Raw genomic sequence first — 21,560 nt, 5'->3', positions numbered from 1 at the left:
AGAAAATTTCAGTATATAGTGAGGGTATCACTTTGGAGTATAGCTATTTAAGTGATGATCCGTCTCACTCGTTAGGAAAACTTCCTCGCTTTTTCCTCGCCTCCATTGCCTTTTCCAGCAAATCCAACAATCCTGGAGCTTCTTCTTGGATACTGAGTAACAGTCTTTCCCCAAGTTCTATATTCCCCGGATCAAGACCTGTTGCCATCACTTCTTTAAGGCGAGGTATTGCTATACCATCGACAATCTGAATTAACCCACTCAGACAACGGTGAAATTGTCTTTCTGTCAAAATCGAGTCTTCTAGAGGAAACTCAATAATGGCACGGATTTCGCCATCGGATGGGTCATACTCCCATTGCAACATTTTGGTTTCCCAGGAAATGGCAAGCATTGTCTGTAGGATCGCTCCCTTGTGGGGATGATCTTGAATTCCTGCTAGAACTTGAGGGGCAAATACGCGAAAAAATTTTCCTTCTTCATCTAACTGGACAACTATTAGGAAATCTTCTAGGTTATCAGCCTCCACACCTGTTATAATCCGGTCTTCTTCATCATCAAAACGGTAGTCCCAACCAAGGTTGTCTAAATAGTTGGCAATCTGTTCGAGGTTAGCTCCCATAAAAGCCTCATAAGGAACGTGGAGCAGTTGTTACCAGACCTAGTTTAACCTGCTAAGGGTAGTTGTTTGGGTTGGTGTGGATACTTCTAATCACATAGAAGTATGCAATTAGGGCATGGGGCAAAATAGTTCCGAGTTCCGAGTTCTGAGTTCTGAGTAAAAAAGTGAGATTCCCCACTCAGCACTCATGACTCAGCACTCAGCACTCTTGAGGGGCATTGGGCATTGGGCATAAAAATAGAAAAAACAGATGATCATTCTGCGCTGTGAATGATATTTTATGAAGGATTCTTTCTCATTATTAAAGAAGTGATAATGAATTGTTTTTAAATCTTCCGTGGTGAAGGATATAGCACTAACTCGCTGAAATTTTAATATTCTCTTATGGTTTTAATGAATGTACTGCTAGAACAAGCATGGGAGCAGGATTTTAAATCAAACTTGAAAGCTGAAGTCAATTTTAAATAATTTCTATGTAGCATCTGAGGCTTTTGAAAATATAAGTAAAAACAGTTCTTGCGCTTTTAAAAGCGAATAAAAATAGCACATAGACTGGTAAAGTTTTATATTACAAGCAACAAATTGTTTTCACTGAATGATTGTAGTGAGCAATACATTATTTCTGGTCTAGTAATTATGAAGTTTATGCGTAAATCAGCTTTGATTCTAGCGATCGCACCTCTAGTTTTTGCGATCGCCTCTTGTAGTGGAGATTCAGGGCAAACAGCAAATACACCTGGCACTCCAGGCAGTAGTCCAGCAGCACCAGCAACTCGAAATCGTTGGGATAGCATTAAAAGCCGTGGTCAGTTAAGTTGCGGTGTCAGTGGTGAAGTGCCAGGGTTTAGCTTTGTGGGAACTGACGGTAAATACAGCGGCATTGATGTAGATATTTGTCGTGCGATCGCCGCAGCTTTATTCGACAACCCAGATGCAGTAGAATTTCGCAATCTCAATTCCAAAGAGCGGTTTACAGCTCTGCAAACTGGCGAAGTAGACGTTCTCAGCCGCAATACTACCTGGACACTTAGCCGCGATACCTCTGTAGGTCTAGAATTTGCACCTGTAGTCTTTTACGATGGACAAGCCATAATGGTTCGCAAAAATAGCAACATTAAGTCCCTAGCAGACTTGAAAGGTAAAGCTATCTGCGTTCAAACTGGAACTACGACTGAACAGAACTTAGCAGACCAAATGCGGAAAAGGAGCATCACCTACAAACCCGTTGTCTTTGAAGACGTTAACGTTACCTTTGCTACTTATGCCGAAGGTCGTTGCGACGGCATTACAGCTGACCGTTCAGCATTAGTTTCGCGGGGTACAATTTTACCCAAACCAGAAGATAACGTGATTCTCGATGAAGTGATTTCTTCAGAACCCCTTGCACCAGCAGTCGCCAAAGGGGATGCTAGGTGGGGTGATGCTGTCAAGTGGGTGGTTTATTCCCTAGTAAAGGCTGAAGAGTTGGGCATTAATTCCCAGAACGTAGGTCAGTTTGCTGCTAGTAATGACCCAGATATTAAGCGCTTTTTAGGAACCGAAGGCAACCTTGGCGAAGGACTGGGCTTAACAAACGACTTTGCAGCCAGAATAATTAAACACGTTGGTAACTACGCCGAAGTTTACGATCGCAACCTCGGCCCCAAAACAAAACTTAATCTAGCTCGCGGTCAAAATCAACTCTGGAGCAAAGGCGGACTACTTTATTCTCCACCATTCCGGTAGAAGAGATTAGGGAGATGAGGAGAATAACTCATGCCAAATGACCAATGACCAATGACCAATGACCAATGACAAATGACAAATGACAAACTCAAAACCGCTTATATGGCGTGATGTCCGCTTTTGGAGGATTGTCTTGCAATTAGTTGCCGTATTTTTAGCAGTAATTGTAGTAGTAATCCTGTGGGGCAATCTTCAGCGCAATTTGCAGCAATTGGGTATTCAGTTTGGATTTGATTTTCTTAAGCAACAAGCATCTTTTGATATTGGCGAGGCGCTGATTAACTATAAACCCACTGACACCTACAGTCATGCTTTGTGGGTGGGGTTAATTAACTCCTTGCGGGTGGCGGTTGCAGGAATTTTTCTCACAACAATTGTAGGGGTAGGTGCTGGAATTGCCCGACTTTCAGACAACTGGCTAGTGCGGAATATTACGATGGTTTACGTGGAAATTTTCCGTAATACGCCCTTACTGTTGCAATTGCTGTTTTGGTACTTTGCTGTTTTTCTTAGTTTTCCCAAAACAGAAAATAAGATATCCCTTTGGGGTTTTATTGGCGTTAGTCAAAATGGCTTAGAACTTCCTTGGTTTACCTTATCCCCAGAGTTTTCAGCTTTATTATTGGGACTAACTTTTTACACAGGTGCGTTTATTGCTGAGATTGTCCGAGGTGGGATTCAATCAGTACCGAAGGGACAATGGGAAGCAGCGCGATCGCTAGGATTAAAACCAGGGTTAGCAATGCGGTTAGTGATTTTTCCCCAAGCTTTGCGGGTAATCATTCCACCGTTAACGAGTCAGTATCTTAATTTGACCAAAAATACCAGTTTAGCGATCGCGATCGGCTACCCCGATATTTATTTTGTCGCCTCCACCACCTTTAACCAAACGGGGAAAGCCGTAGAAGTGATATTACTGATTATGCTCACCTATCTCACCCTGAGTTTAACCATCTCTGTAGTGATGAATTTATTCAATCGCAGTGTACAAATTAAAGAGAGATGAGGGAGATGAGGAAGCAGTTGAACTCGGAAGTTGAGCTTCTGAACTCGAAAATTGAGTTTCTGAGGTTAAAGTATGAGCCTTTACAAATGACAAATGACCAATGACAAATGACCAATGACCAATAACAAATGACAAATGACAAATGACCAATGACAAATTAACTTGGCTACGTAAAAACCTGTTTAGTACTTGGTACAACAGCTTGTTAACTGTTGCCTGTTTGGTGTTGCTATTTTGGGCAGTGCGAGGAATTATAACTTGGGCAACTACTCAAGCACAATGGGCAGTAATTCAGGTTAATTTACCTTTATTTTTAGTTGGTAGATTTCCGCAAACGCTATATTGGCGAATTTGGATTGTGCTGGCGATCGCTTTGACTTTAGCCGCCATAACGCTAGGTGTATTCTTTGGCAAGCAACAGTTAACAAAACGTGGAATTGCTTTGTTTGCTTTTATCATCGGCGTTGTGTTAGTTGTTTTACCACTAGACTTTACATCCCGCCTTTGGTTACTGTTAATTGCAGTTTTACTATTTGTAGGTTTTTGGCTTGGAGGAAAGTTTACTAAGGTAGTAACTCCTTGGCTTTCCCTATTATGGTTATTGTCTTTCCCCATCATTCTTTGGCTAATTGGCGGTGGATTTGGATTGCAGCCAGTATCTACAAATTTGTGGAATGGTTTGCTACTTACCCTCCTAATGGCAGCAGTCAGTATTGTGCTTTCCTTTCCCATTGGGGTTTTACTGGCTTTAGGGCGCACAAGCACTTTACCCGTAGTCCGTTGGTTTTCCATCCTGTATATTGAAATCGTCAGAGGAGTGCCACTGATTGGAATTTTGTTCCTTGCTCAGGTAATGCTGCCATTGTTTTTATCAGCAGATGTGCGTTTAGATCGAGTATTGCGAGCAATTGCCGGATTGGTTTTATTTAGTGCTGCATACATGGCAGAAAACGTGCGTGGTGGACTCCAATCAGTTCCTCGCGGGCAAATTGAAGCTGCAAAAGCGCTAGGATTAAATACAGCCTTAGTAATTTTGTTAATCGTCTTACCTCAAGCCTTACGTACCGTTATTCCTGCGATCGTTGGTCAGTTTATTGGCTTATTTAAAGACACTTCACTATTATCTTTGGTGGGATTAGTAGAACTAACAGGTATTGCCCGTTCAATATTGGCACAACCACAATTTATTGGCCGATATGCAGAAGTTTATCTATTTATTGGATTTATTTACTGGGTATTTTGTTACTCCATGTCGTTGGCTTCTCGGCGGTTAGAGAGACAGTTGAGTAATTAGTTATTGGTCATTAGTCATTAGTCATTGGTTATTGGTTGTTATAAAACTAATATTCATTATTAGGGTTTTGAATAATATGTCAGAAAGAAAACAAATAATTGTTGCTGAAGATGTTCACAAGTGGTATGGAAAATTCCACGTTCTTCAGGGTGTGAGCTTGACAGTGAATCGTGGAGAAGTAGTAGTATTGATGGGGCCATCTGGTTCAGGAAAATCTACCTTTATCCGCACATTTAACGCTTTAGAAGAATATCAACAAGGAAAAATTGAAATCGACGGCATTACCCTCAGCCATGACTTGCGAAATATTGAAACGATTCGCAAAGAAGTAGGAATGGTGTTTCAGCAATTTAATTTATTTCCTCATTTGACAGTGCTGCAAAATATCTCTTTAGCACCAATTTGGGTACGGCGATCGCCAAAGGCAAAAGCTGAAGAATTAGCAATGCAACTCTTAGAAAGAGTGGGAATTTTAGAACAGGCGCAGAAGTATCCAGGACAGTTATCTGGTGGACAACAGCAACGGGTTGCGATCGCACGTGCTTTAGCCATGCAACCCAAAATTATGCTGTTTGACGAACCCACCTCAGCCTTAGATCCAGAAATGGTACGCGAAGTTTTGGATGTAATGCGAGGTCTAGCCCGTGATGGGATGACAATGGTAGTCGTCACCCACGAAGTTGGATTCGCTCGTGAAGTCGCCGACCGAGTTATTTTAATGGATAGCGGTTCCCTCGTCGAGTCAGCCACCCCTGACGCATTTTTCAGCCACCCCAAAGAAGAAAGAACACGCAAATTTTTGTCGCAAATTCTCTAAAACCTTTGCGCTACTTTGCACCTCTCTGCGGTTTCTTCAATCTTCTGGAGGATGCCAACCCGCAAGTACCCAATAACTGCGAACTTCCAGTGCATCTGCATCATCACTCAAATGTAGAACTGCAACAGTTGCTCTACCAGTCGGCGTTTTGCCAACAATACGTAAACCATCTTCACTCCAGCCAAAATGCTCAAACCAGACTTGAGTACGAGGGTTAAATAGCCTTACTGTTTCGTTCGTTTCTGGATCAACCCCTGTAGTTTTATCACTTTTGTAGCGATTACATAGGGGACAAGCTAGCCACAAGTTGGATTCATCATTGCTACCACCTTTAGATATGGGAATAATGTGTTCAATTTCCAAACGTGCCATCACTAAACGCTGAGGACTCAAACAATAGCCACAGCGATTTCGAGCATCGGTACGAACACGACGTTCTATTTCTACAGGAATGTAAAATCGGGCCATTGCTGTTAATTGAGGGCTGGTTTCAAGCCACGTTCAACAGCCACTTTTAAGGCTCTTGCTTTACTTATTAAGCCACGTCGGTAGACTTGCATTAGTTCATCTAGTAGACGAACTTCTGCATCATTAAGCTGTCCCTCTCGGTAACGCGCTTGCAAGTCACTGAAAACCTCTTGCTGCTGAGTTTCCATCTGCATATCGCACATAGCCAAAACCTGCTCATCCGGTAATGACTCCACAGGTAGTTCGGTAATGGCGCGGTCAATCCATTCTAGTAATACGTCTTCAAGCCGTCGATGTGTGAAAGCAGCGATTTCCTTTGCTTTTTGTGCCAGTGTTTCAGGGAGTTGAAGGGTGACAATTTCAGCCATTTTCTACCTGCTTACCTTTTACTTCTGATTGTATCTGCGATCGCTCTGCATCTTCTGGTTAAAAAGAGCGATCGCTCGCTTTTCTTTATTAGTGTGGGCGGTTGTTAAAAAAGAGTGAGTCTTACAGTTAGTGAAGAGTAGACTTTAAACTAGGTTCAATAGCTACTTAATATTTCTAGTATATTTTTCGTTTATTATAGTATTGTACTTATGGTAAAATAGAATACACATTTTATTTTTGTGAATTTGTAAAAATCAATAAGGCAAAGGGAATGCAAGAGTTTAGCTTTCCATATATAGAGGTAAATCAAGCTAATAGAAAGTTAATTTTGACTAAGTTTCCAGCAGGATTACTTACAGATATTAGCTATGCTTCTGTTCGTGGACAAAGTGATGAAGAGGGTGCAGTTCAGCGTTTACTTAACCCTAGACGAATTACAAATATAAAGAATTTTACTTTGGAAGGTGGAGATTATCCAGGAGCAATAATTTTAAATTGGATTAGTAAAGATAATCAACTTCAGAAGATAAACAACACCATTGTATTTAAAAATATGCCAAAGTCTGCCCAACTTATAGATGGGCAACACAGACTAGCAGGAATTAAGGCTGCTATTGTTGAGCGCGAATCGATATCAACATTAGAGCTTCCAGTTGCTATTTATGAAAATCTTAGTACAAATGAATGTGCAGATATCTTCCTATCAATCAATACAGAGCAAAAAACTGTATCCCGAAGTTTAGTTTTTGATTTGTATGGTTTAGCTAGTCAACCTGTAGTAATAGATCGAGCTGCTGAAAGAGCGAGAGATATTGCAATCTTCTTAAATAAAACTCCAGAATCGCCCTTTCATGAACAAATAAAGTTTCCAGGTTCACCTACAAGAAAAGGTGGGATTGCATTGTCAACTGTTGTGACAACAATTAAACCATTAGTTGAAGAAAAGGGCAGTTTTGAGCATATAGGAGTTTTTGAACTTGAAATGCAGAAGCAAATAATTTTAAATTTCTTTATTGCAATCAAACAGAAATATGATCAAGATTGGTATGTCAAAACTAATGCATTTAATTATGCTGCTGGATTTGCTGGCGCTATGGAGTTTTTGCAACTTAAAATATTACCTTATTGCAATCTTAAATCCTCTTTTAAAATCGATATAATTGATAGCGTTATTAATATTAACAAGAGTAATTTAATACATCAAGATGAAGTTAAGGGTATGGGAGGAAAAGATGCACAAAAAAAAATTTATCAAAGACTTGTCGATGCTTTTAATCCAGAAGATAATACTCCTAGAAGATTGGAAATTTAAAGTGACTCATCAGGCTCAAGCATATATACAAACATTGTTACCTGCTACTTCATCAAAAATAGTTATTGAAAGCCGCACTCTAAGCAAATCGGAGGAAAGAGTCTTACTTAACTCTCTGAAAAGTGATGCCATTAGCTATATTTATTCTGCTACTATTTCTGTTGGAGATGCCACAATAGGTATTAACAAACAACTTTTTACATGGGCTACTGTCAAGTTATATTATGCGACCTTTTATGCATTGCGCGCTCTCCTTGCACTAGATAATATTGTATCCGCTCAATAAATCGGGGTAGTAGAAAAAATAACAAAGTAGAGAGATGCACATAGGGTCGTAGAATATATGACATGGCGCAAAAGCAATCTCCAGAAAAACAAGTAGAGGCATTGTTGCAAACCATCGACCCCTCAAAGTTTGCAGACGAATCCTTGCGCCAGACATTAACTGTTCTGCTAAACGTCATAGAGCAGCAACAATCAGAGATAAAAGAATTACGTGAAGAAAACCAAAAACTACGGGACGAAAACAATCGTCTGAAAGGCGAACAGGGGAAACCAGAAATCAAGAGCAATCAGTCGAAAGGGTTCAAGAGCAATCATTCATCCGAAAAAGAACGACACACTCCAAAAAAACATACGAAAAGTAGCAAAAATCAGAGCATAAAAGTAGACAGGACATGCATTCTGGATTATCCGGCGAGTGAGCTACCGCCTGATGCACAGTTCAAAGGCTATGAAGAGGTAATCATTCAAGATATTTCACTGTTAACTGATAACGTATTATTCCGGAAAGAAAAATATTACTCGCCTAGTGTTGGAAAAACGTATTTAGCATCTTTGCCACCTGGTTACGATGGAGAATTTGGTCCGGGAATAAAAGCTCTAGTAATTAGCTTATATTACGGCGGTAATATGACCCAAGGTAAGTTGCTAGAGTTTTTAGAGAATATTGGGATCTCAATGTCGGCTGGCTATTTATCAAATCTACTCATCAAAAACTTAGGCGATTTTGAAGCTGAATATAATCAAGTTTATACATCTGGGTTAGAAAGTAGCTCGTGGCAGCATATAGACCAAACAAGTGCCCGTGTTAAAGGAGTAAATCAGACCACGAATGTAATTTGTAACCCCTGGTACACAGTCTACTCAACTACAGCTAAGAAAGACCGACTAAGCGTAATTGGGGTCTTGCAAAATAGACAAGAGCTTGAATATGTTCTAAATGGGCTGACTTACGAGTTGCTTACAAGTTTTAATGTCCCAACTAAATGGCACAATCAAATGAAATTGTTGCCGCAAGAAACAGTTTTGACTGAATTAGAGTTTAATTCATTGCTGGATACGTATTTAAGCAAGCTAGGTTCTCAATACCGGACTCGTGTTTTGGAAGCTGCTGCAATTTCGTTCTATCATCAGCAATCTCAAATACCAGTGGTAGAATTTCTGGTCTGCGATGATGCACCCCAATTCAAATTAATTACAGATAATTTGGCTTTATGTTGGGTACATGAAGCCAGACATTATAAATAATTAAGTCCATTTGTTGGTTTTTGTCAACAAACATTAGACAAATTTTTAGGGGAATTTTGGGATTACTACCGAGAATTAGTCAAGCGTTTGCATTCAAATAGAATCCCTGCGTTAGAACAATCTAGTTAACTCTCAATAAATTGGATGTTAGCAAGTCTTTTTACTTTTATTCGCTACCCCGACTTATTGAGCCGATACATAATATTTGTATATTTTATATTGGAAAAAAGCCTTATTTAATAGAGGTTCAAGCTGGAAAATGCCCTCAAAAAAGAGATGGGCAAACACACAAGGTAGTACTTGATGAGTTTAGCAAGCGTAATACAGAACCTTCCTTACTTTCACAACTGATTGACCTTGAAAAACCATTAAATTGGCTAATGATAAAAAGGGAAGACGCAAATTATAAAATAGCAAAATTTTATGAACCGAATATACCTGAACACTTTAAAAAAATAGTAGAATTCGGTGTTAGAAAATCTATTAAAGAATATTTATTAGATAAATCAGATTTATATCTCTTTGATCAAGACCATGCAATTCTTGCTTATCCACTCAGAAGTATTCAACTCGTTTATAAAAAGATAAAAGCAACTGGTAATTTTCAACTTCAAGATGATGAACTTCATTATTTATGCCAGTTATTTAATGATAAAAATGGTCCAATACCTGAAATTCATAAAATGCTCAGAGAATAGATTTATGTATGTTTAACAAATCAGTCATTTTAACAAATATTACCTCCATTAAGATTGAGTTTTGTATATATAAGTCTGAGATTTTTTTCATTTTTTATGATCTATAATTTACAAACTTCATCCTTGTTTATGGGTTCGTAAAAAAAAGGCGAACCCAAAAGTTCGCCCCTAACATAGTATTATGCTGTTGCTCAATCTAAACCCAAATCTAAATCTTCGCTTCTTCTCTCACCAACTTATCCCAACCTAAATCTTTCAAATTATTATTCCGACGTAGCGGACGAGTCACCAACTCTAACATGTCACGCGCATTCGTAAAGCCGTGAATTTGAGCAAAAGTGAACTCCACCGACCACTTTGTATTAATACCCCGTGCTTCCAATGGGTTAGCGTGAGCCATACCAGTAATTACCAAATCTGGTTTCAACTCATAAATCCGCTGAAGTTGATTGTAATTATCTGGCTTCTCCACAATCCTTGGCAGGGGTGAATTCATTTCCTGGCAAGTTTTCTCCAGCAATGCCAACTCAGCAGCTTGATAGCGCTTATCCATGTAGGGAATGCCGATTTCGTGAACTGTCATCCCACAACGGATTAAGAATCTGGCTTGGGAAACTTCCAGTAAGTTATCACCCATGAAGAATACAGATTTACCGCGAATCAGTTTCACGTAATCTTCCAAACCTGCCCAAATTTGTGCTTCCCGTTCATCCAAACCCTTGGGAGTAATACCAAACACCGAGCAGATTTTCTCAATCCAAGCGCGAGTACCATCGGGGCCAATGGGGAAGGGTGCGCCAATGAGTTTACACTTGCGGCGGCGCATTAAGGTGGTAGCTGTGCGGCTGAGGAAGGGGTTGACACCAGCGACATAATACCCTTCTTCCAATACTGGCAGTTCGGTGAAGCGCTTCGCGGGTAGCCAGCCAGAAACTTTGATGCCTTGTTTCTTCAGTTCCAAGGTTAACTGAGTAACTACGGGGTCGGGAAGGGAGCCAAAGAGAACTAAGGGTGGATGATCTACGTATTCAGATTCATCTTGGGCGACATCTTCTTTCTTTTTACCAAAGTTGAGCAATTTAGCGATCGCATTCCGTTCACTTTTTTCTGTTTCCGCCACCGGAGCCTTATCAGGGCAACGGTTAGCCATTGCTGCTAATACCGTGTCTTCCCCTTGGGTGAAGGCGTAATCTAGACCATTTGCCCGCGCTACAACGATGGGAATCCCGATTTCCGATTCCAGTTTCGGTGCCAAACCTTCCAAATCTGTTTTGATAATTTCGGTGGTGCAAGTGCCAATCCAGACAATTACACTCGGATTGCGATCGCGTTTAATCTGCAAGCACAACCGCTTCAACTCTTCATAATCACTCAATTGTGCCGAAATATCGCCCTCTTCCAACTCTGCCATTGCATAGCGGGGTTCAGCAAAAATCATCACCCCCATCGCATTTTGCAGGAAGTAGCCACAAGTTTTTGTCCCAATCACCAAAAAGAAGCTATCTTCAATTTTTTGGTATAACCACGCCACGCAGCTAATTGGACAAAAGGTATGGTAATTCCCGGTTTCACATTCAAAGCTTAAAGCTTCTGGTTGTTGAGCGACAGTCATTTTGGTTTTTTCTCCCCTTGATATTTAATGGCAGTTCAACCAATTTCAGATTTTAGATTGATAATTTTGGATTGAAGGCTGGGACAACAAAAGTATCCGCTGTCTAACGACAATTTCCCTAATTCCTCATCCAAAACCCCAAATCTAAACCTTAAAATTGCGAAGAACGGCAATAATTAAGCGTTGGGGAAGAGGCGGGCAATTTCTGATTCATCAAAAACGCCTGCTGGCAGTTCTTCCCCCAAAAAATCGTTACTTTCTTCAGCCTTTTGTAAAGCTGTTTCATCACCCCAGACATCTGATAACACGTCTTTAAACGCATTCTCATCTAGTGAACTATCTTCAAGTTCCTCGTCTTCATCCAGCTTTACTTCCATCGCAGCTGTTGAATCGAAGGCAATTTCCCCAAACTCATCTGCTTCTAAACTAGAGGTTTGGAGAGACTCATCTTTTGAACTGTGTCCGTTGGTCAAGGAAATATCGCCAAAGCCATCTTCGGTTTCCTCCAACTCGCTGATCCCCAGGCTTTCATCCTCAGAATCCACCATTGTGAACTCTTGAACTACCGCCACCGCCGCAAAGCCATTTGTATGAGAATGTGTCAATGTTTCATCTTCAGGCTTTTCGTCAATGACAGCTGCTGCTTCTTCTACGTATCTCTCGACATCTGGGTTGACGACGAAGCGATTACCGAGAGCTAAATCTGGGTCAAAATGCAAATCCAGCACGTCAATTAGGGTATCGGCGTCAGGATTAAGTTTGGCAAAGGGCAACATTAACTGCGCTAGTTTTGGTTCTAGGGCGTTAAGAACTCCCAGGATGAGGTAAGAAGGTGGTCGCTTCCCGCCATCAGGGGTGTACACTGATTCCACTTGCATGTGCAGGGTAATCCAGTCTCGATTATTCTGGAAAAATTGCAACCACTTTTGCTTTATTGAATCCGTAAAGCTGTTAAAGAATGCCATGTTGTTGTCCCCCATCCTGAGAACTTGGTGATTTATACAATCATCAAGTCTAGTTCCTCTTCTGAATTAGGAACCTGGGGTTTACCCGGATTTAGATAAAAATCGGACAACAAAGAGAACAACTCCCGATCTGGTGTGTCATTCGGTACAACACCTTCGGGACGCGCTAGAATTTGGTCGGCGATGTTGAGATAGTAGTCGCAAACGTAGTCTAGGGAAGGATCTTGCTCTGCCATTTCAAATAAAGTCTTACCTTTCACACGGGAAACACGGATATCTTCAATTAAAGGTAAAACTTCCAAAACTGGCATTGGCACAGCTTCTATATATTTTTCAATCAAGTCGCGCTTGGAGGTGCGGTTGCCAATTAACCCAGCTAAACGCAGTGGATGAGTTCGGGCTTTTTCGCGGACTGAAGCAGCAATCCGATTAGCCGCAAACAAAGCATCAAAGCCGTTGTCTGTAACAATCAGGCAGTAATCTGCATAGTTGAGTGGTGCTGCAAAACCACCACAAACTACGTCACCCAGAACGTCAAAAAGAATTACATCGTACTCATCAAAGGCGTTGAGTTCTTTAAGTAATTTTACGGTTTCGCCCACTACGTAGCCGCCACATCCAGCACCCGCAGGTGGGCCACCAGCTTCTACGCAATCAACACCGCCGTAGCCTTTATAAATCACATCCTCCGGCCAGACATCCTCGTAGTGATAATCCTTCTCTTGGAGGGTGTCGATAATTGTCGGAATCAAAAACCCAGTCAGGGTAAAGGTACTGTCATGTTTGGGGTCGCAACCAATTTGCAGCACTTTCTTGCCACGTTTAGCTAGGGCGACTGATATGTTACAGCTAGTTGTGGATTTACCGATACCACCTTTTCCGTAGACTGCTAGTTTCACTTTTATTTGCCTCTTATAGCTACTTGTCAAACTTGTGGCTCAAACATTTGCCTTCACCTGTCCTGAGATGGCGATGCGTGAGGTCTGTGAATTTCATTATTGGGCAAATTACATAGAAAAGAAAGTGGCTCTTAATTTGTAAAACTGTCTGATCCGATGAATTAAATCTCAAATATAACTATTTGGGTTTTTATGAACCTTAAAGACCTTAATAGCTCTAAAAATAGCCAATAAAGAGTTTTTATTCATTATTTTTATAAAAAGAGTTACAAAAAACAAAAAACTTAAATCTGCTTTTATTAATGCTTTTCATAGAATTAGCTGATATACGGACAACGTGTTTTCAAGGCATTGGGGCGCAGGGTTAAGGGTAAAGCGAGGTATATGCAGCCTTATGCTGGAAATACTAATGGAATTTGCATTAGGGAACTCCAAGAAATAAACTATCCAATTTTGTGGGGTGGGCGTCTCGCCCGCCCAGTTTATAGAGCGGGCAAGATGCCCACCCCACAAGAGTTAATTGGATCTTTTTTTATTTGGAAGTCCCTTAGCGTAGCTCACCGTACCACTTCCCTGCGGGACGCTACGCGAACGTGGAAGCAAGCTACGCGTAGCGTCTGTCTGCGACACGCTGCGCGAACGTAGAGAAGGTATCGCAGATAAGTTGCCAGTTTTTAGTCGATAGTCACAACCATTTAATTGCTGCTTGAGAGTAAGTTAGTGTGATTTTGTAAAAAATTATTAATTTACCAGATATTGTCTAAGATTATTCAAATATTTCGGCTGCCACCAGACGGCGGCAGCCCACTTATGGACAAGACTAGGAGCGAGGCAAATCAGGACACCTCATTTTCAACTCCGTGGATTTCCTGTAATGTTTGCCAGCCAGCTTGCCACTGGGAGTTATCTTGTAATAATTTGGCATTTATCCAGAAACGGACTTTAGGATCACAAGCAGAAACCATTTCGGCGTAAACCCACTTAGCCTGATTTTTACGATTTACTACTTGGAAGTGCCGCCAGCCATCAACTTTTTGCTGTGCTGTCCACTTAGAACCAACTAGGTAAGGAAATTTTTGTTTTTTAGTCATTTGTCATTTGTCATTCGTCATTTGTCATTCGTCATTGGGAAAACACTTTCTTTATCTCTAGTACAGCACGGCGGAAATAAATCACCCATTCCCAATCAACAAAACACTTACGCTGTCTTCATTTTTAATTTTTAATTTTTAATTTTTAATTCCGCCTTGCGGTACTAGTCCCCAATCCCCAATCCCCAACTAAGATGCCACTAAATCACCGTTACGGGTAAACTTCTGGCAATGCAACTCACTATCTTGCTGGACACATAGCGAAAACCATCTTATATGGCTCCAGCAGGTGTTGATGTTGTTGGTAATTTTGCGCTTTTTCTTGGAAAGGCGTTGTCTTACAACTTCATTAGGGCACAGAATTTCTAACGTACCCGTACCATCTTCGTAATCGACAATCCGAAATAGACAATCTTGCAACATAGCCCGACTGCTGCTGTCGAAGAAGCGCTTAAACCGCTGTAGCTTTTCCCCTTCAGTCATTTGGCTGATGGGTTTTATTTTAAATAACTCTTCATCCTCAAAGTCAAAGTCATCATCTTCAAAGTCGTAGGGGTCAATCATTTTCAGCATCCACTAGGCGACCTGGAATTATGGTAACTCTGTGTGGGGACAGGGAAGGTTTATGCAGATTACTGTGCAACAACTGTTAGATATATCTCAGTGAGATTCTGTAAAGTACACCTGTTGTTGTTTATATAGCCTTTATACTGTAATTAAAGGTCTACTGACCACCTCTTTAGATGCCTATCAACAGCTATGGCGTTTAATTTACCAAAAATTCCCAACTGGGTAAAAATAGTTATCAGTTTTCTAGCGTCTTTATCGCTTGCGGCTTTTAGTGGTGTTATTGGCGGCCAAGCAGATAAAGTTTTTTCAGAAAAGCTATTGCCTTTAATTAACGAGCCACTACCTGTCAAACCATGGGTTTTGGCTTTAGTTCTATTAATTACTCTGTTGCCGCTTTCATTGACTGCAATACATTATCATAAAGCGCATCAAATCGCAATCAAGCTTAACGAACTGGATGAATCTTTACTATTGCTTCTGCCTAAGTTAGATGTAAATCCAAACATTCATGAATCACTCAAGCGGCTCTTAGAGCAATTTATTGAAAAAACACTCAACATCATGCCACTTCTAGATGGGTGTGGTATCGCCATTTATGCACCAGATCCTAGTGATCCAGATTTTTTAACTACTTGGTGTCAATCACAATCACCAAATGAATATGGAAATAAAGTACGTTTCTATATTGGTAAAGACCCTAATCCAAATCGGGGGTGTGCGGGTTGTACTTTCATTGACAAAAAACGACGGGTTGTACACTTATCACGCATAAATAATATGTGGCACGCGGATGATCCGCAATACGTTTTTAGCAAAGATAGAACTGGCCGTATTTTAGATTATGCAACATTGATTACTATACCAATAATCGGAGGTACGGATAGTTTAGGAGTTTTGTGTCTCTACAGCAGAGATGTGACAACTTTTGATTCTAAAGCCACCCAAGAGTTGTTATTTGTGATTGCTAATCGCCTAGCTGGAGTTATGCTAGTAGCGCGTAATTACCAAGTACAACATTCAATTACTAATTAAAACTACAATTTCAGCACATAGATAGATACTATCTGAGTTTAATTAAGTCTTGATCTTTGTTTTGCCGCCAAGGAGATGCCAAAAAACGCCATAGCTTTGGCATGAGCTTATCTTTACTAGCTAATTCGAGGGTAACTGAACCATAATCTGTACCATATTTACGTTCAGCTTCCTGAAATTGGCTTAGGCTTTTCTTGCCGCGCATATAATCTTTAGATTCTCTCATTAACAGAGATTGACGTTCTTCGGCTGTTAAATCTCTTATATGAATATCTTTCACCTTTTTCACCACATTAATTAACGATAGATAATTTTACTGGTTTATATTTAGTTTTTATGCATTTTCTGACAAGAATCTTTTCATGACAGATCGTAGTATTATATATTCATTTTACTCAATTTATCAATAAAACTAGCTGCGACTCCCTAGAAACTCATTATATTCATTGTGCTATAGGAATCCGCTTTGATTTCTGAACTGATTTGCGTAGGCAGGGAATAGGCAATAGGCAATAGGCAACAGGAAAGAAGGCTTCTTGGTTGTACTGAGTTTTTTCAGAAATCAAATATGAGTCCTATAGCGCTCTGTTAACAGAAATTTACTGAATATCAGCAATAAGTTAATTTAAATTAAATTCCTGATGATTATGATGCTAGGATGCTCAGGGCGATCGCTTTAGTGTGTCTTTAGCCTGGGAAATTTGTTTGTAGACGAACCAAAAGACGGTAGCAAAACCAGCAAGGGCGGTAATACTACTACTCTACAAAGACGTGAAGACCGATCCAGCTAAGAGCTTACCTTTTTTTACAATGTCTTTATGGGAGACTATTTGTCTCTCTGTGCCTTGTGCGCCTAGAGTGGTTTCTCTAAAAGCCTGCCTATATGCAACCTACTAATCCTAATCAATTTACAGAAAAAGCCTGGGAAGCGATCACCCATACCCCGGATATTGTTAAACAATATCAACAGCAGCAGATAGAAAGCGAACACCTGATGAAAGCGCTGCTAGAACAAGATGGTCTAGCAACAGGGATTCTCACAAAAGCGGGTGTTAACCTCCAAAAACTGCGCGATCGCACTGAACAATTTTTTAAACGTCAACCGAAAGTATCTGGTAGCAGCAGTTCTGTCTACTTGGGACGCAGCTTGGATACGCTTTTAGACCGAGCGGATGGGTATCGCAAGGAGTTTCAAGACGAATATATTTCAATTGAACACTTATTGCTGGCTTACGCTAAAGATGACCGCTTTGGCAAAGCTTTATTCCAAGAATTCGGTTTAGACGAAGGCAAGCTAAAAAATATTATTAAACAAATTCGTGGGAGCCAAAAAGTGACCGACCAAAATCCAGAAGGCAAATACGAAGCACTGGAAAAATACGGGCGTGACCTCACCGAAGCTGCACGTAAAGGTCAACTCGATCCAGTGATTGGACGGGATGATGAGATTCGTCGCACTGTCCAAATTCTCTCTCGCCGCACCAAAAATAACCCTGTGCTAATTGGTGAACCGGGTGTTGGTAAAACTGCGATCGCTGAAGGATTAGCACAACGCATTATCGCAGGTGATGTACCCCAATCCCTCAAAGACCGCAAGCTGATTTCTTTAGATATGGGTGCTTTGATTGCGGGGGCAAAATTCCGGGGTGAATTTGAAGAACGCCTGAAAGCAGTATTAAAAGAAGTTACTGAATCTGGCGGCAATATTGTTTTATTTATTGATGAAATTCACACCGTTGTCGGCGCTGGTGCAACCCAAGGCGCGATGGATGCGGGTAACTTGTTAAAACCAATGTTGGCGCGGGGCGAATTGCGCTGTATTGGGGCGACAACTCTAGATGAATACCGCAAACATATCGAAAAAGATGCCGCACTAGAAAGACGCTTCCAACAGGTTTATGTCGATCAGCCCAGTGTAGAAGATAGCATTTCGATTTTGCGCGGGTTGAGAGAACGTTATGAAAACCACCACGGGGTGAAGATTTCTGATAGTGCTTTAGTTGCCGCCGCCGTATTGTCGAGTCGTTATATTAGCGATCGCTTCCTCCCCGATAAAGCCATTGATTTGGTAGACGAAGCCGCCGCGAGATTAAAAATGGAGATAACCTCCAAACCAGAAGAACTCGACGAAATTGATCGCAAGATTCTGCAATTGGAAATGGAGAAGCTATCGCTGCAAAAAGAAAGCGATGCAGCTTCTCGTGAACGTCTAGAAAGACTCGAAAAAGAAATTGCTGATTTCAAAGAAGAACAAAGAACGCTGAATACTCAATGGCAATCTGAAAAAGATATCATCGACAAAATTCAGTCTGTTAAAAAAGAGATTGAACGAGTCAACTTAGAGATTCAGCAAGCAGAACGCGACTACGACCTTAACCGCGCTGCGGAGTTAAAATACGGCAATTTAACCAGTTTGCATCGTCAATTGGAAACAGTAGAATCTGAATTGGCAAGCACTCAAAAAAGTGGTAAATCATTATTACGCGAAGAAGTCACAGAAGCTGATATTGCCGAAATTATTTCTAAATGGACAGGAATTCCCATCAGCAAGTTGGTGGAATCTGAGAAAGATAAACTGCTGCATTTAGAAGATGAACTGCATCACCGCGTGATTGGACAAGAAGAAGCAGTCACAGCTGTAGCGGATGCAATTCAGCGATCGCGCGCTGGACTAGCTGATCCTAATCGTCCCATCGCTAGCTTTATTTTTCTTGGCCCTACGGGTGTAGGTAAAACCGAGTTGGCGAAAGCGCTGGCGGCGTATATGTTCGACAGTGAAGATGCGCTGGTGCGAATCGATATGTCTGAATATATGGAGAAACACGCCGTCTCCCGCTTAATCGGTGCGCCTCCAGGATATGTGGGTTATGAAGAAGGCGGACAGCTTACAGAAGCGATTCGCCGCCGTCCTTACTCAGTGATTCTCTTCGACGAAATCGAGAAAGCACACCCCGATGTCTTCAATATCTTCTTGCAAATTCTCGATGATGGTCGCGTCACTGATGCCCAAGGTCATAAAGTGGACTTTAAGAACGCTATTATCATCATGACCAGCAACATCGGTTCGCAGTACATTCTTGATGTCGCCGGGGATAACGCCCACTACGACGAAATGCGCCGTAGAGTAATGGAAGCAATGCGAAATAGTTTCCGTCCAGAATTCCTGAACCGGATTGACGAAATCATCATCTTCCACGGTTTAGACAAGAAGGAATTGCGGCAAATTGTGCTACTGCAAGTGGAGAGATTGCGCCAAAGATTGAGCGATCGCAAAATATCCCTGAAACTCTCGGATACTGCACTTGACTTTTTAGCAGAAGTAGGATACGACCCCGTGTATGGGGCGCGTCCACTGAAGCGAGCAATTCAGCGAGAGTTGGAAACTCAAATTGCTAAATCCATCTTGCGCGGTGAATTCAACGACGGCGACACCATTTTTGTAGATGTGCAAAATGAGCGTCTTTCTTTTAGTCGCTTACCTGTCGAGGTATTTACTAGCTAATTGAAGCAATTTTCAGGTATTTACCCATTAGCAAGACGCTTTCTCTCGTGGAGAAAGCGTCTTTGTAGTGAACTATTCTAGAAAAATGAACTTAGCTGCTGCAAAAAACTCCTCTTCCTGTGAACTTGAGGTACGATCCAAAATGCTTTTGCGATGCTGAAAGCCCCCAAAACTCTCAATATTCAGATCAAGCCGATTCATCCGTGAGGTTAATCTAAAATCTAAAATCTAAAATCCAAAATTGATTAACCCTTACAAATAACTTGTCGCATTTTACGCATATTTGCAGGCAACTCTAAATTCATTGCTTGTTGAATGAAAATTGATGGAATTGGAATTAGAGGCGTAGCTTGGACAGTGTAAGCAAGTATTGTGCCATTACCACAATCTTTGAGTTCTAAATTGGCGTTAAAGTCCTCAAAAGTCCCTTTTTCCATGCGAAATTGAATTTGCTGCCCCAGCACTTCTACAACGTTGAGGTAAATTTCTACTTGAGCTGTGAAAAAGAAGAAGGCTTTTTGTGCTGCTTGATACAGACGTTTGACTTCACCTTTATGTAATACCTCGCTCTGGGTGATATCGGGAAAATATTGTACCCAGCGGGGGTAATCAGTTAATTGCTGCCAAACGTGCGATCGCACCATCGGCAAATACATCCAGGCAGTCACCGCACCACCACACATCTTGTGCGATCGCGTTTCTACAAAAATTTCACCCTGTACCAGCAATTTTTGCTTGTCTTGATTCCAAGCCATATCTGAACCTGCAATAATTGAGTCTGATATATAAGACGCAGACATAATGATTTAAGTTACTCCTCAACTCATCCACCTAAATGGAGTTGAAATTACAAGCCATAAAACTTGATTTAAATCCAACCCATTAATTTTAGTTCCAGTCTAATCCCTATTTTTTCCGGAAACGGTGATTTTTTGCTAATTATTTCGGTCACATTACTGTAAAAACTGTATTTTTTCTCAGAATCAACACAATTAGTACTTAAGTGAGTTTTATCAAAGTAATACTTGTAGATGAAAAACTGCATTATTAACAGCTAGAATGTCACAAACACGAACTAATATCAAGCACCTTACCCCAACTTTTGGATAGCATATCTCAATTTTTACGTATTATTTCTGATGAAACTGCAACTTCATCGTAACTTCACATCTTAATTAAGAATATCAAATGTAATCTCTGTTGAGTTGAGAGGAAAAGTAAGTGAGTCAATCTTCTTTAAATCGTAGATTAATCCAGATTTTTGGTATCCTTCTCGGCGTTAGCGTCGCCGTCTGGGTACTGAGAGGCTTTGGTATTCTCACCTTTATTCCAGGTGGAATAATTTGGCTATTGCTACTTGGGGCGATCGCAATTGGGATTATCAGTTACGCCCAAAGGACATGGTGGCGTTTTTAGTCATTTGTCATTGGTCATTTGTCATTGGTCATTGGGCTTTGATAAAGAGTTATTGGGTATATACCGCGCCACTCCTGGGCGAAAAAAACTAATGATCTCGAACTAATTCAAACCACGTCCCAAGGGATAACCTGAGCTTTGCCGTTCGGTGGGCGTGGTAAATAACTAAGCCTATTTTGACTAACTACAAGAACTCCGTGTGCAACTTTCTCTCAGACCTAACCGCCAACTCCTGGATTTACCCCCCTTAATCCCCCCGATGCATTGGGGGAAATATCTGGTTCTCCCCCTTGGCAAGGGGGAGTTAGAGGGGGTCAGAAGGACTTGTGTGTACACCGTAGCTCCAGGAATGGAAGTGGGGTTCTAAGGATAAGCTGCACATCGCGTTACAAGAAGTATTTAATATTGAAGCAATGCCAACAATTTACTAGGGGAAAGGAACATGACAAAGTATCTATGTACTGTTTGCGGCTATGAATATGATCCAGAAGTAGGCGATCCAGATAGTGAGATAGCACCGGGAACAATGTTTGAAGATATACCAGATGATTGGTCATGCCCCGTTTGCGGTGCCACAAAAGAGGAATTTGAACTAGTTGAAGAGTGAAGATAACGGCTAGCCTAGTAAAGTA

The 21,560-nt window shown here is 41.0% G+C and carries 22 protein-coding genes; 12 read left to right on the top strand and 10 right to left on the bottom strand.

The genetic code is table 11. The annotated features are described in order from the left end of the window. Positions 1-64: 64 nt before the first annotated feature. The gene (locus HUN01_RS26820; RefSeq protein ID WP_181928701.1) at positions 65-622 is read right to left on the bottom strand and encodes a hypothetical protein; all 558 of its coding nucleotides are present in this window, start codon (positions 620-622) and stop codon (positions 65-67) included. A gap of 645 nt (positions 623-1,267) precedes the next feature. Between HUN01_RS26820 and HUN01_RS26815 the strand changes: the two genes are divergently transcribed. The 4 genes from HUN01_RS26815 (at position 1,268) to HUN01_RS26800 (ending at position 5,464) form a co-directional block, all read left to right on the top strand. Further along, the gene (locus tag HUN01_RS26815; protein ID WP_181928700.1) at positions 1,268-2,347 is read left to right on the top strand and encodes an amino acid ABC transporter substrate-binding protein; all 1,080 of its coding nucleotides are present in this window, start codon (positions 1,268-1,270) and stop codon (positions 2,345-2,347) included. 79 nt (positions 2,348-2,426) lie between these two features. Further along, a complete protein-coding gene (locus HUN01_RS26810) occupies positions 2,427-3,353 on the top strand; it encodes an amino acid ABC transporter permease (protein WP_181928699.1) in 927 nt (308 codons plus the stop codon). Positions 3,354-3,495: 142 nt separating this feature from the next. Further along, positions 3,496-4,647, top strand: a complete 1,152-nt coding sequence (locus HUN01_RS26805; protein ID WP_181928698.1) for an amino acid ABC transporter permease — start codon at positions 3,496-3,498, stop codon at positions 4,645-4,647. A 76-nt stretch (positions 4,648-4,723) separates the two neighbouring features. Continuing rightward, on the top strand, positions 4,724-5,464 hold the full coding sequence (locus HUN01_RS26800; RefSeq protein ID WP_181928697.1) for an amino acid ABC transporter ATP-binding protein: 741 nt from the start codon (positions 4,724-4,726) through the stop codon (positions 5,462-5,464). A 36-nt stretch (positions 5,465-5,500) separates the two neighbouring features. Here HUN01_RS26800 and HUN01_RS26795 read toward each other — a convergent pair whose 3' ends face one another. Continuing rightward, entirely contained in the window at positions 5,501-5,932 is a 432-nt protein-coding gene (locus tag HUN01_RS26795) for an HNH endonuclease (protein ID WP_069070715.1), read from the bottom strand. Positions 5,933-5,937: 5 nt separating this feature from the next. Further along, positions 5,938-6,300 carry a hypothetical protein gene (locus HUN01_RS26790; RefSeq protein ID WP_069070716.1) on the bottom strand — a complete coding sequence of 121 codons (363 nt, stop codon included), beginning with the start codon at positions 6,298-6,300 and terminating at the stop codon, positions 5,938-5,940. Between the two features lie 272 nt (positions 6,301-6,572). Between HUN01_RS26790 and HUN01_RS26785 the strand changes: the two genes are divergently transcribed. From HUN01_RS26785 to HUN01_RS26770, 4 genes are all read left to right on the top strand, one after another. After that, complete coding sequence (locus tag HUN01_RS26785; protein ID WP_181928696.1) at positions 6,573-7,613, top strand: DGQHR domain-containing protein; 1,041 nt, start codon at positions 6,573-6,575, stop codon at positions 7,611-7,613. Between the two features lies 1 nt (position 7,614). After that, entirely contained in the window at positions 7,615-7,899 is a 285-nt protein-coding gene (locus HUN01_RS26780) for a hypothetical protein (RefSeq protein WP_181928695.1), read from the top strand. 62 nt (positions 7,900-7,961) lie between these two features. Then, positions 7,962-9,143, top strand: a complete 1,182-nt coding sequence (locus HUN01_RS35670; RefSeq protein WP_238845656.1) for a hypothetical protein — start codon at positions 7,962-7,964, stop codon at positions 9,141-9,143. Positions 9,144-9,283: 140 nt separating this feature from the next. Further along, on the top strand, positions 9,284-9,841 hold the full coding sequence (locus HUN01_RS26770) for a hypothetical protein (protein WP_181928694.1): 558 nt from the start codon (positions 9,284-9,286) through the stop codon (positions 9,839-9,841). Between the two features lie 208 nt (positions 9,842-10,049). Here HUN01_RS26770 and HUN01_RS26765 read toward each other — a convergent pair whose 3' ends face one another. The 5 genes from HUN01_RS26765 to HUN01_RS26745 all read right to left on the bottom strand — a co-directional run bounded on the left by HUN01_RS26765 (position 10,050) and on the right by HUN01_RS26745 (position 14,972). Then, entirely contained in the window at positions 10,050-11,453 is a 1,404-nt protein-coding gene (locus tag HUN01_RS26765; RefSeq protein ID WP_109011964.1) for a ferredoxin:protochlorophyllide reductase (ATP-dependent) subunit N, read from the bottom strand. Positions 11,454-11,629: 176 nt separating this feature from the next. Next, positions 11,630-12,418 (bottom strand): DUF5331 domain-containing protein, encoded by a 789-nt coding sequence (locus HUN01_RS26760; protein WP_181928693.1) that lies wholly within the window; start codon positions 12,416-12,418, stop codon positions 11,630-11,632. 32 nt (positions 12,419-12,450) lie between these two features. Continuing rightward, on the bottom strand, positions 12,451-13,317 hold the full coding sequence (gene bchL, locus HUN01_RS26755) for a ferredoxin:protochlorophyllide reductase (ATP-dependent) iron-sulfur ATP-binding protein (protein WP_012410753.1): 867 nt from the start codon (positions 13,315-13,317) through the stop codon (positions 12,451-12,453). Positions 13,318-14,153: 836 nt separating this feature from the next. Beyond that, positions 14,154-14,408 carry a TIGR02450 family Trp-rich protein gene (locus HUN01_RS26750; protein ID WP_181928692.1) on the bottom strand — a complete coding sequence of 85 codons (255 nt, stop codon included), beginning with the start codon at positions 14,406-14,408 and terminating at the stop codon, positions 14,154-14,156. 189 nt (positions 14,409-14,597) lie between these two features. Then, complete coding sequence (locus HUN01_RS26745; protein ID WP_181928691.1) at positions 14,598-14,972, bottom strand: hypothetical protein; 375 nt, start codon at positions 14,970-14,972, stop codon at positions 14,598-14,600. 195 nt (positions 14,973-15,167) lie between these two features. On the opposite strand from HUN01_RS26745, the gene HUN01_RS26740 reads away from it, so the two are divergent. Next, positions 15,168-16,010, top strand: a complete 843-nt coding sequence (locus HUN01_RS26740; protein WP_181928690.1) for a GAF domain-containing protein — start codon at positions 15,168-15,170, stop codon at positions 16,008-16,010. A 28-nt stretch (positions 16,011-16,038) separates the two neighbouring features. On the opposite strand, the gene HUN01_RS26735 is transcribed toward HUN01_RS26740, so the two are convergent. Beyond that, a complete protein-coding gene (locus HUN01_RS26735) occupies positions 16,039-16,290 on the bottom strand; it encodes a hypothetical protein (protein ID WP_181928689.1) in 252 nt (83 codons plus the stop codon). 603 nt (positions 16,291-16,893) lie between these two features. On the opposite strand from HUN01_RS26735, the gene clpB reads away from it, so the two are divergent. Next, entirely contained in the window at positions 16,894-19,512 is a 2,619-nt protein-coding gene (gene clpB, locus HUN01_RS26730) for an ATP-dependent chaperone ClpB (protein ID WP_181928688.1), read from the top strand. 245 nt (positions 19,513-19,757) lie between these two features. Here the strand turns inward: clpB and HUN01_RS26720 are convergent, their stop codons facing one another. After that, complete coding sequence (locus tag HUN01_RS26720; protein ID WP_181928686.1) at positions 19,758-20,312, bottom strand: SRPBCC family protein; 555 nt, start codon at positions 20,310-20,312, stop codon at positions 19,758-19,760. Positions 20,313-20,733: 421 nt separating this feature from the next. Here HUN01_RS26720 and HUN01_RS26715 point away from each other — a divergent pair, with 421 nt between their 5' ends. Then, complete coding sequence (locus tag HUN01_RS26715; RefSeq protein ID WP_069070730.1) at positions 20,734-20,928, top strand: hypothetical protein; 195 nt, start codon at positions 20,734-20,736, stop codon at positions 20,926-20,928. Between the two features lie 442 nt (positions 20,929-21,370). After that, on the top strand, positions 21,371-21,535 hold the full coding sequence (gene rd / locus HUN01_RS26710) for a rubredoxin (RefSeq protein WP_181928685.1): 165 nt from the start codon (positions 21,371-21,373) through the stop codon (positions 21,533-21,535). Positions 21,536-21,560: the final 25 nt, after the last annotated feature.

This window comes from Nostoc edaphicum CCNP1411 (genome assembly GCF_014023275.1).
GTDB lineage: Bacteria > Cyanobacteriota > Cyanobacteriia > Cyanobacteriales > Nostocaceae > Nostoc > Nostoc edaphicum_A.
The sequence above is the reverse complement of the archived record's forward strand: the minus strand, read 5'-3'. Positions and strand labels throughout refer to the sequence as shown.

Excerpts from the sequence above, each read along its gene's own strand:
- HUN01_RS26820 (WP_181928701.1), bottom strand. The coding sequence starts at position 622 with ATGGGAGCTAACCTCGAACAGATTGCCAACTATTTAGACAACCTTGGT.
- HUN01_RS26815 (WP_181928700.1), top strand. The coding sequence starts at position 1,268 with ATGCGTAAATCAGCTTTGATTCTAGCGATCGCACCTCTAGTTTTTGCG.
- HUN01_RS26810 (WP_181928699.1), top strand. The coding sequence starts at position 2,427 with ATGACAAACTCAAAACCGCTTATATGGCGTGATGTCCGCTTTTGGAGG.
- HUN01_RS26805 (WP_181928698.1), top strand. The coding sequence starts at position 3,496 with ATGACCAATGACAAATTAACTTGGCTACGTAAAAACCTGTTTAGTACT.
- HUN01_RS26800 (WP_181928697.1), top strand. The coding sequence starts at position 4,724 with ATGTCAGAAAGAAAACAAATAATTGTTGCTGAAGATGTTCACAAGTGG.
- HUN01_RS26795 (WP_069070715.1), bottom strand. The coding sequence starts at position 5,932 with ATGGCCCGATTTTACATTCCTGTAGAAATAGAACGTCGTGTTCGTACC.
- HUN01_RS26790 (WP_069070716.1), bottom strand. The coding sequence starts at position 6,300 with ATGGCTGAAATTGTCACCCTTCAACTCCCTGAAACACTGGCACAAAAA.
- HUN01_RS26785 (WP_181928696.1), top strand. The coding sequence starts at position 6,573 with ATGCAAGAGTTTAGCTTTCCATATATAGAGGTAAATCAAGCTAATAGA.
- HUN01_RS35670 (WP_238845656.1), top strand. The coding sequence starts at position 7,962 with ATGGCGCAAAAGCAATCTCCAGAAAAACAAGTAGAGGCATTGTTGCAA.
- HUN01_RS26765 (WP_109011964.1), bottom strand. The coding sequence starts at position 11,453 with ATGACTGTCGCTCAACAACCAGAAGCTTTAAGCTTTGAATGTGAAACC.
- HUN01_RS26760 (WP_181928693.1), bottom strand. The coding sequence starts at position 12,418 with ATGGCATTCTTTAACAGCTTTACGGATTCAATAAAGCAAAAGTGGTTG.
- HUN01_RS26750 (WP_181928692.1), bottom strand. The coding sequence starts at position 14,408 with ATGACTAAAAAACAAAAATTTCCTTACCTAGTTGGTTCTAAGTGGACA.
- HUN01_RS26745 (WP_181928691.1), bottom strand. The coding sequence starts at position 14,972 with ATGATTGACCCCTACGACTTTGAAGATGATGACTTTGACTTTGAGGAT.
- HUN01_RS26740 (WP_181928690.1), top strand. The coding sequence starts at position 15,168 with ATGGCGTTTAATTTACCAAAAATTCCCAACTGGGTAAAAATAGTTATC.
- clpB (WP_181928688.1), top strand. The coding sequence starts at position 16,894 with ATGCAACCTACTAATCCTAATCAATTTACAGAAAAAGCCTGGGAAGCG.
- HUN01_RS26720 (WP_181928686.1), bottom strand. The coding sequence starts at position 20,312 with ATGTCTGCGTCTTATATATCAGACTCAATTATTGCAGGTTCAGATATG.
- rd (WP_181928685.1), top strand. The coding sequence starts at position 21,371 with ATGACAAAGTATCTATGTACTGTTTGCGGCTATGAATATGATCCAGAA.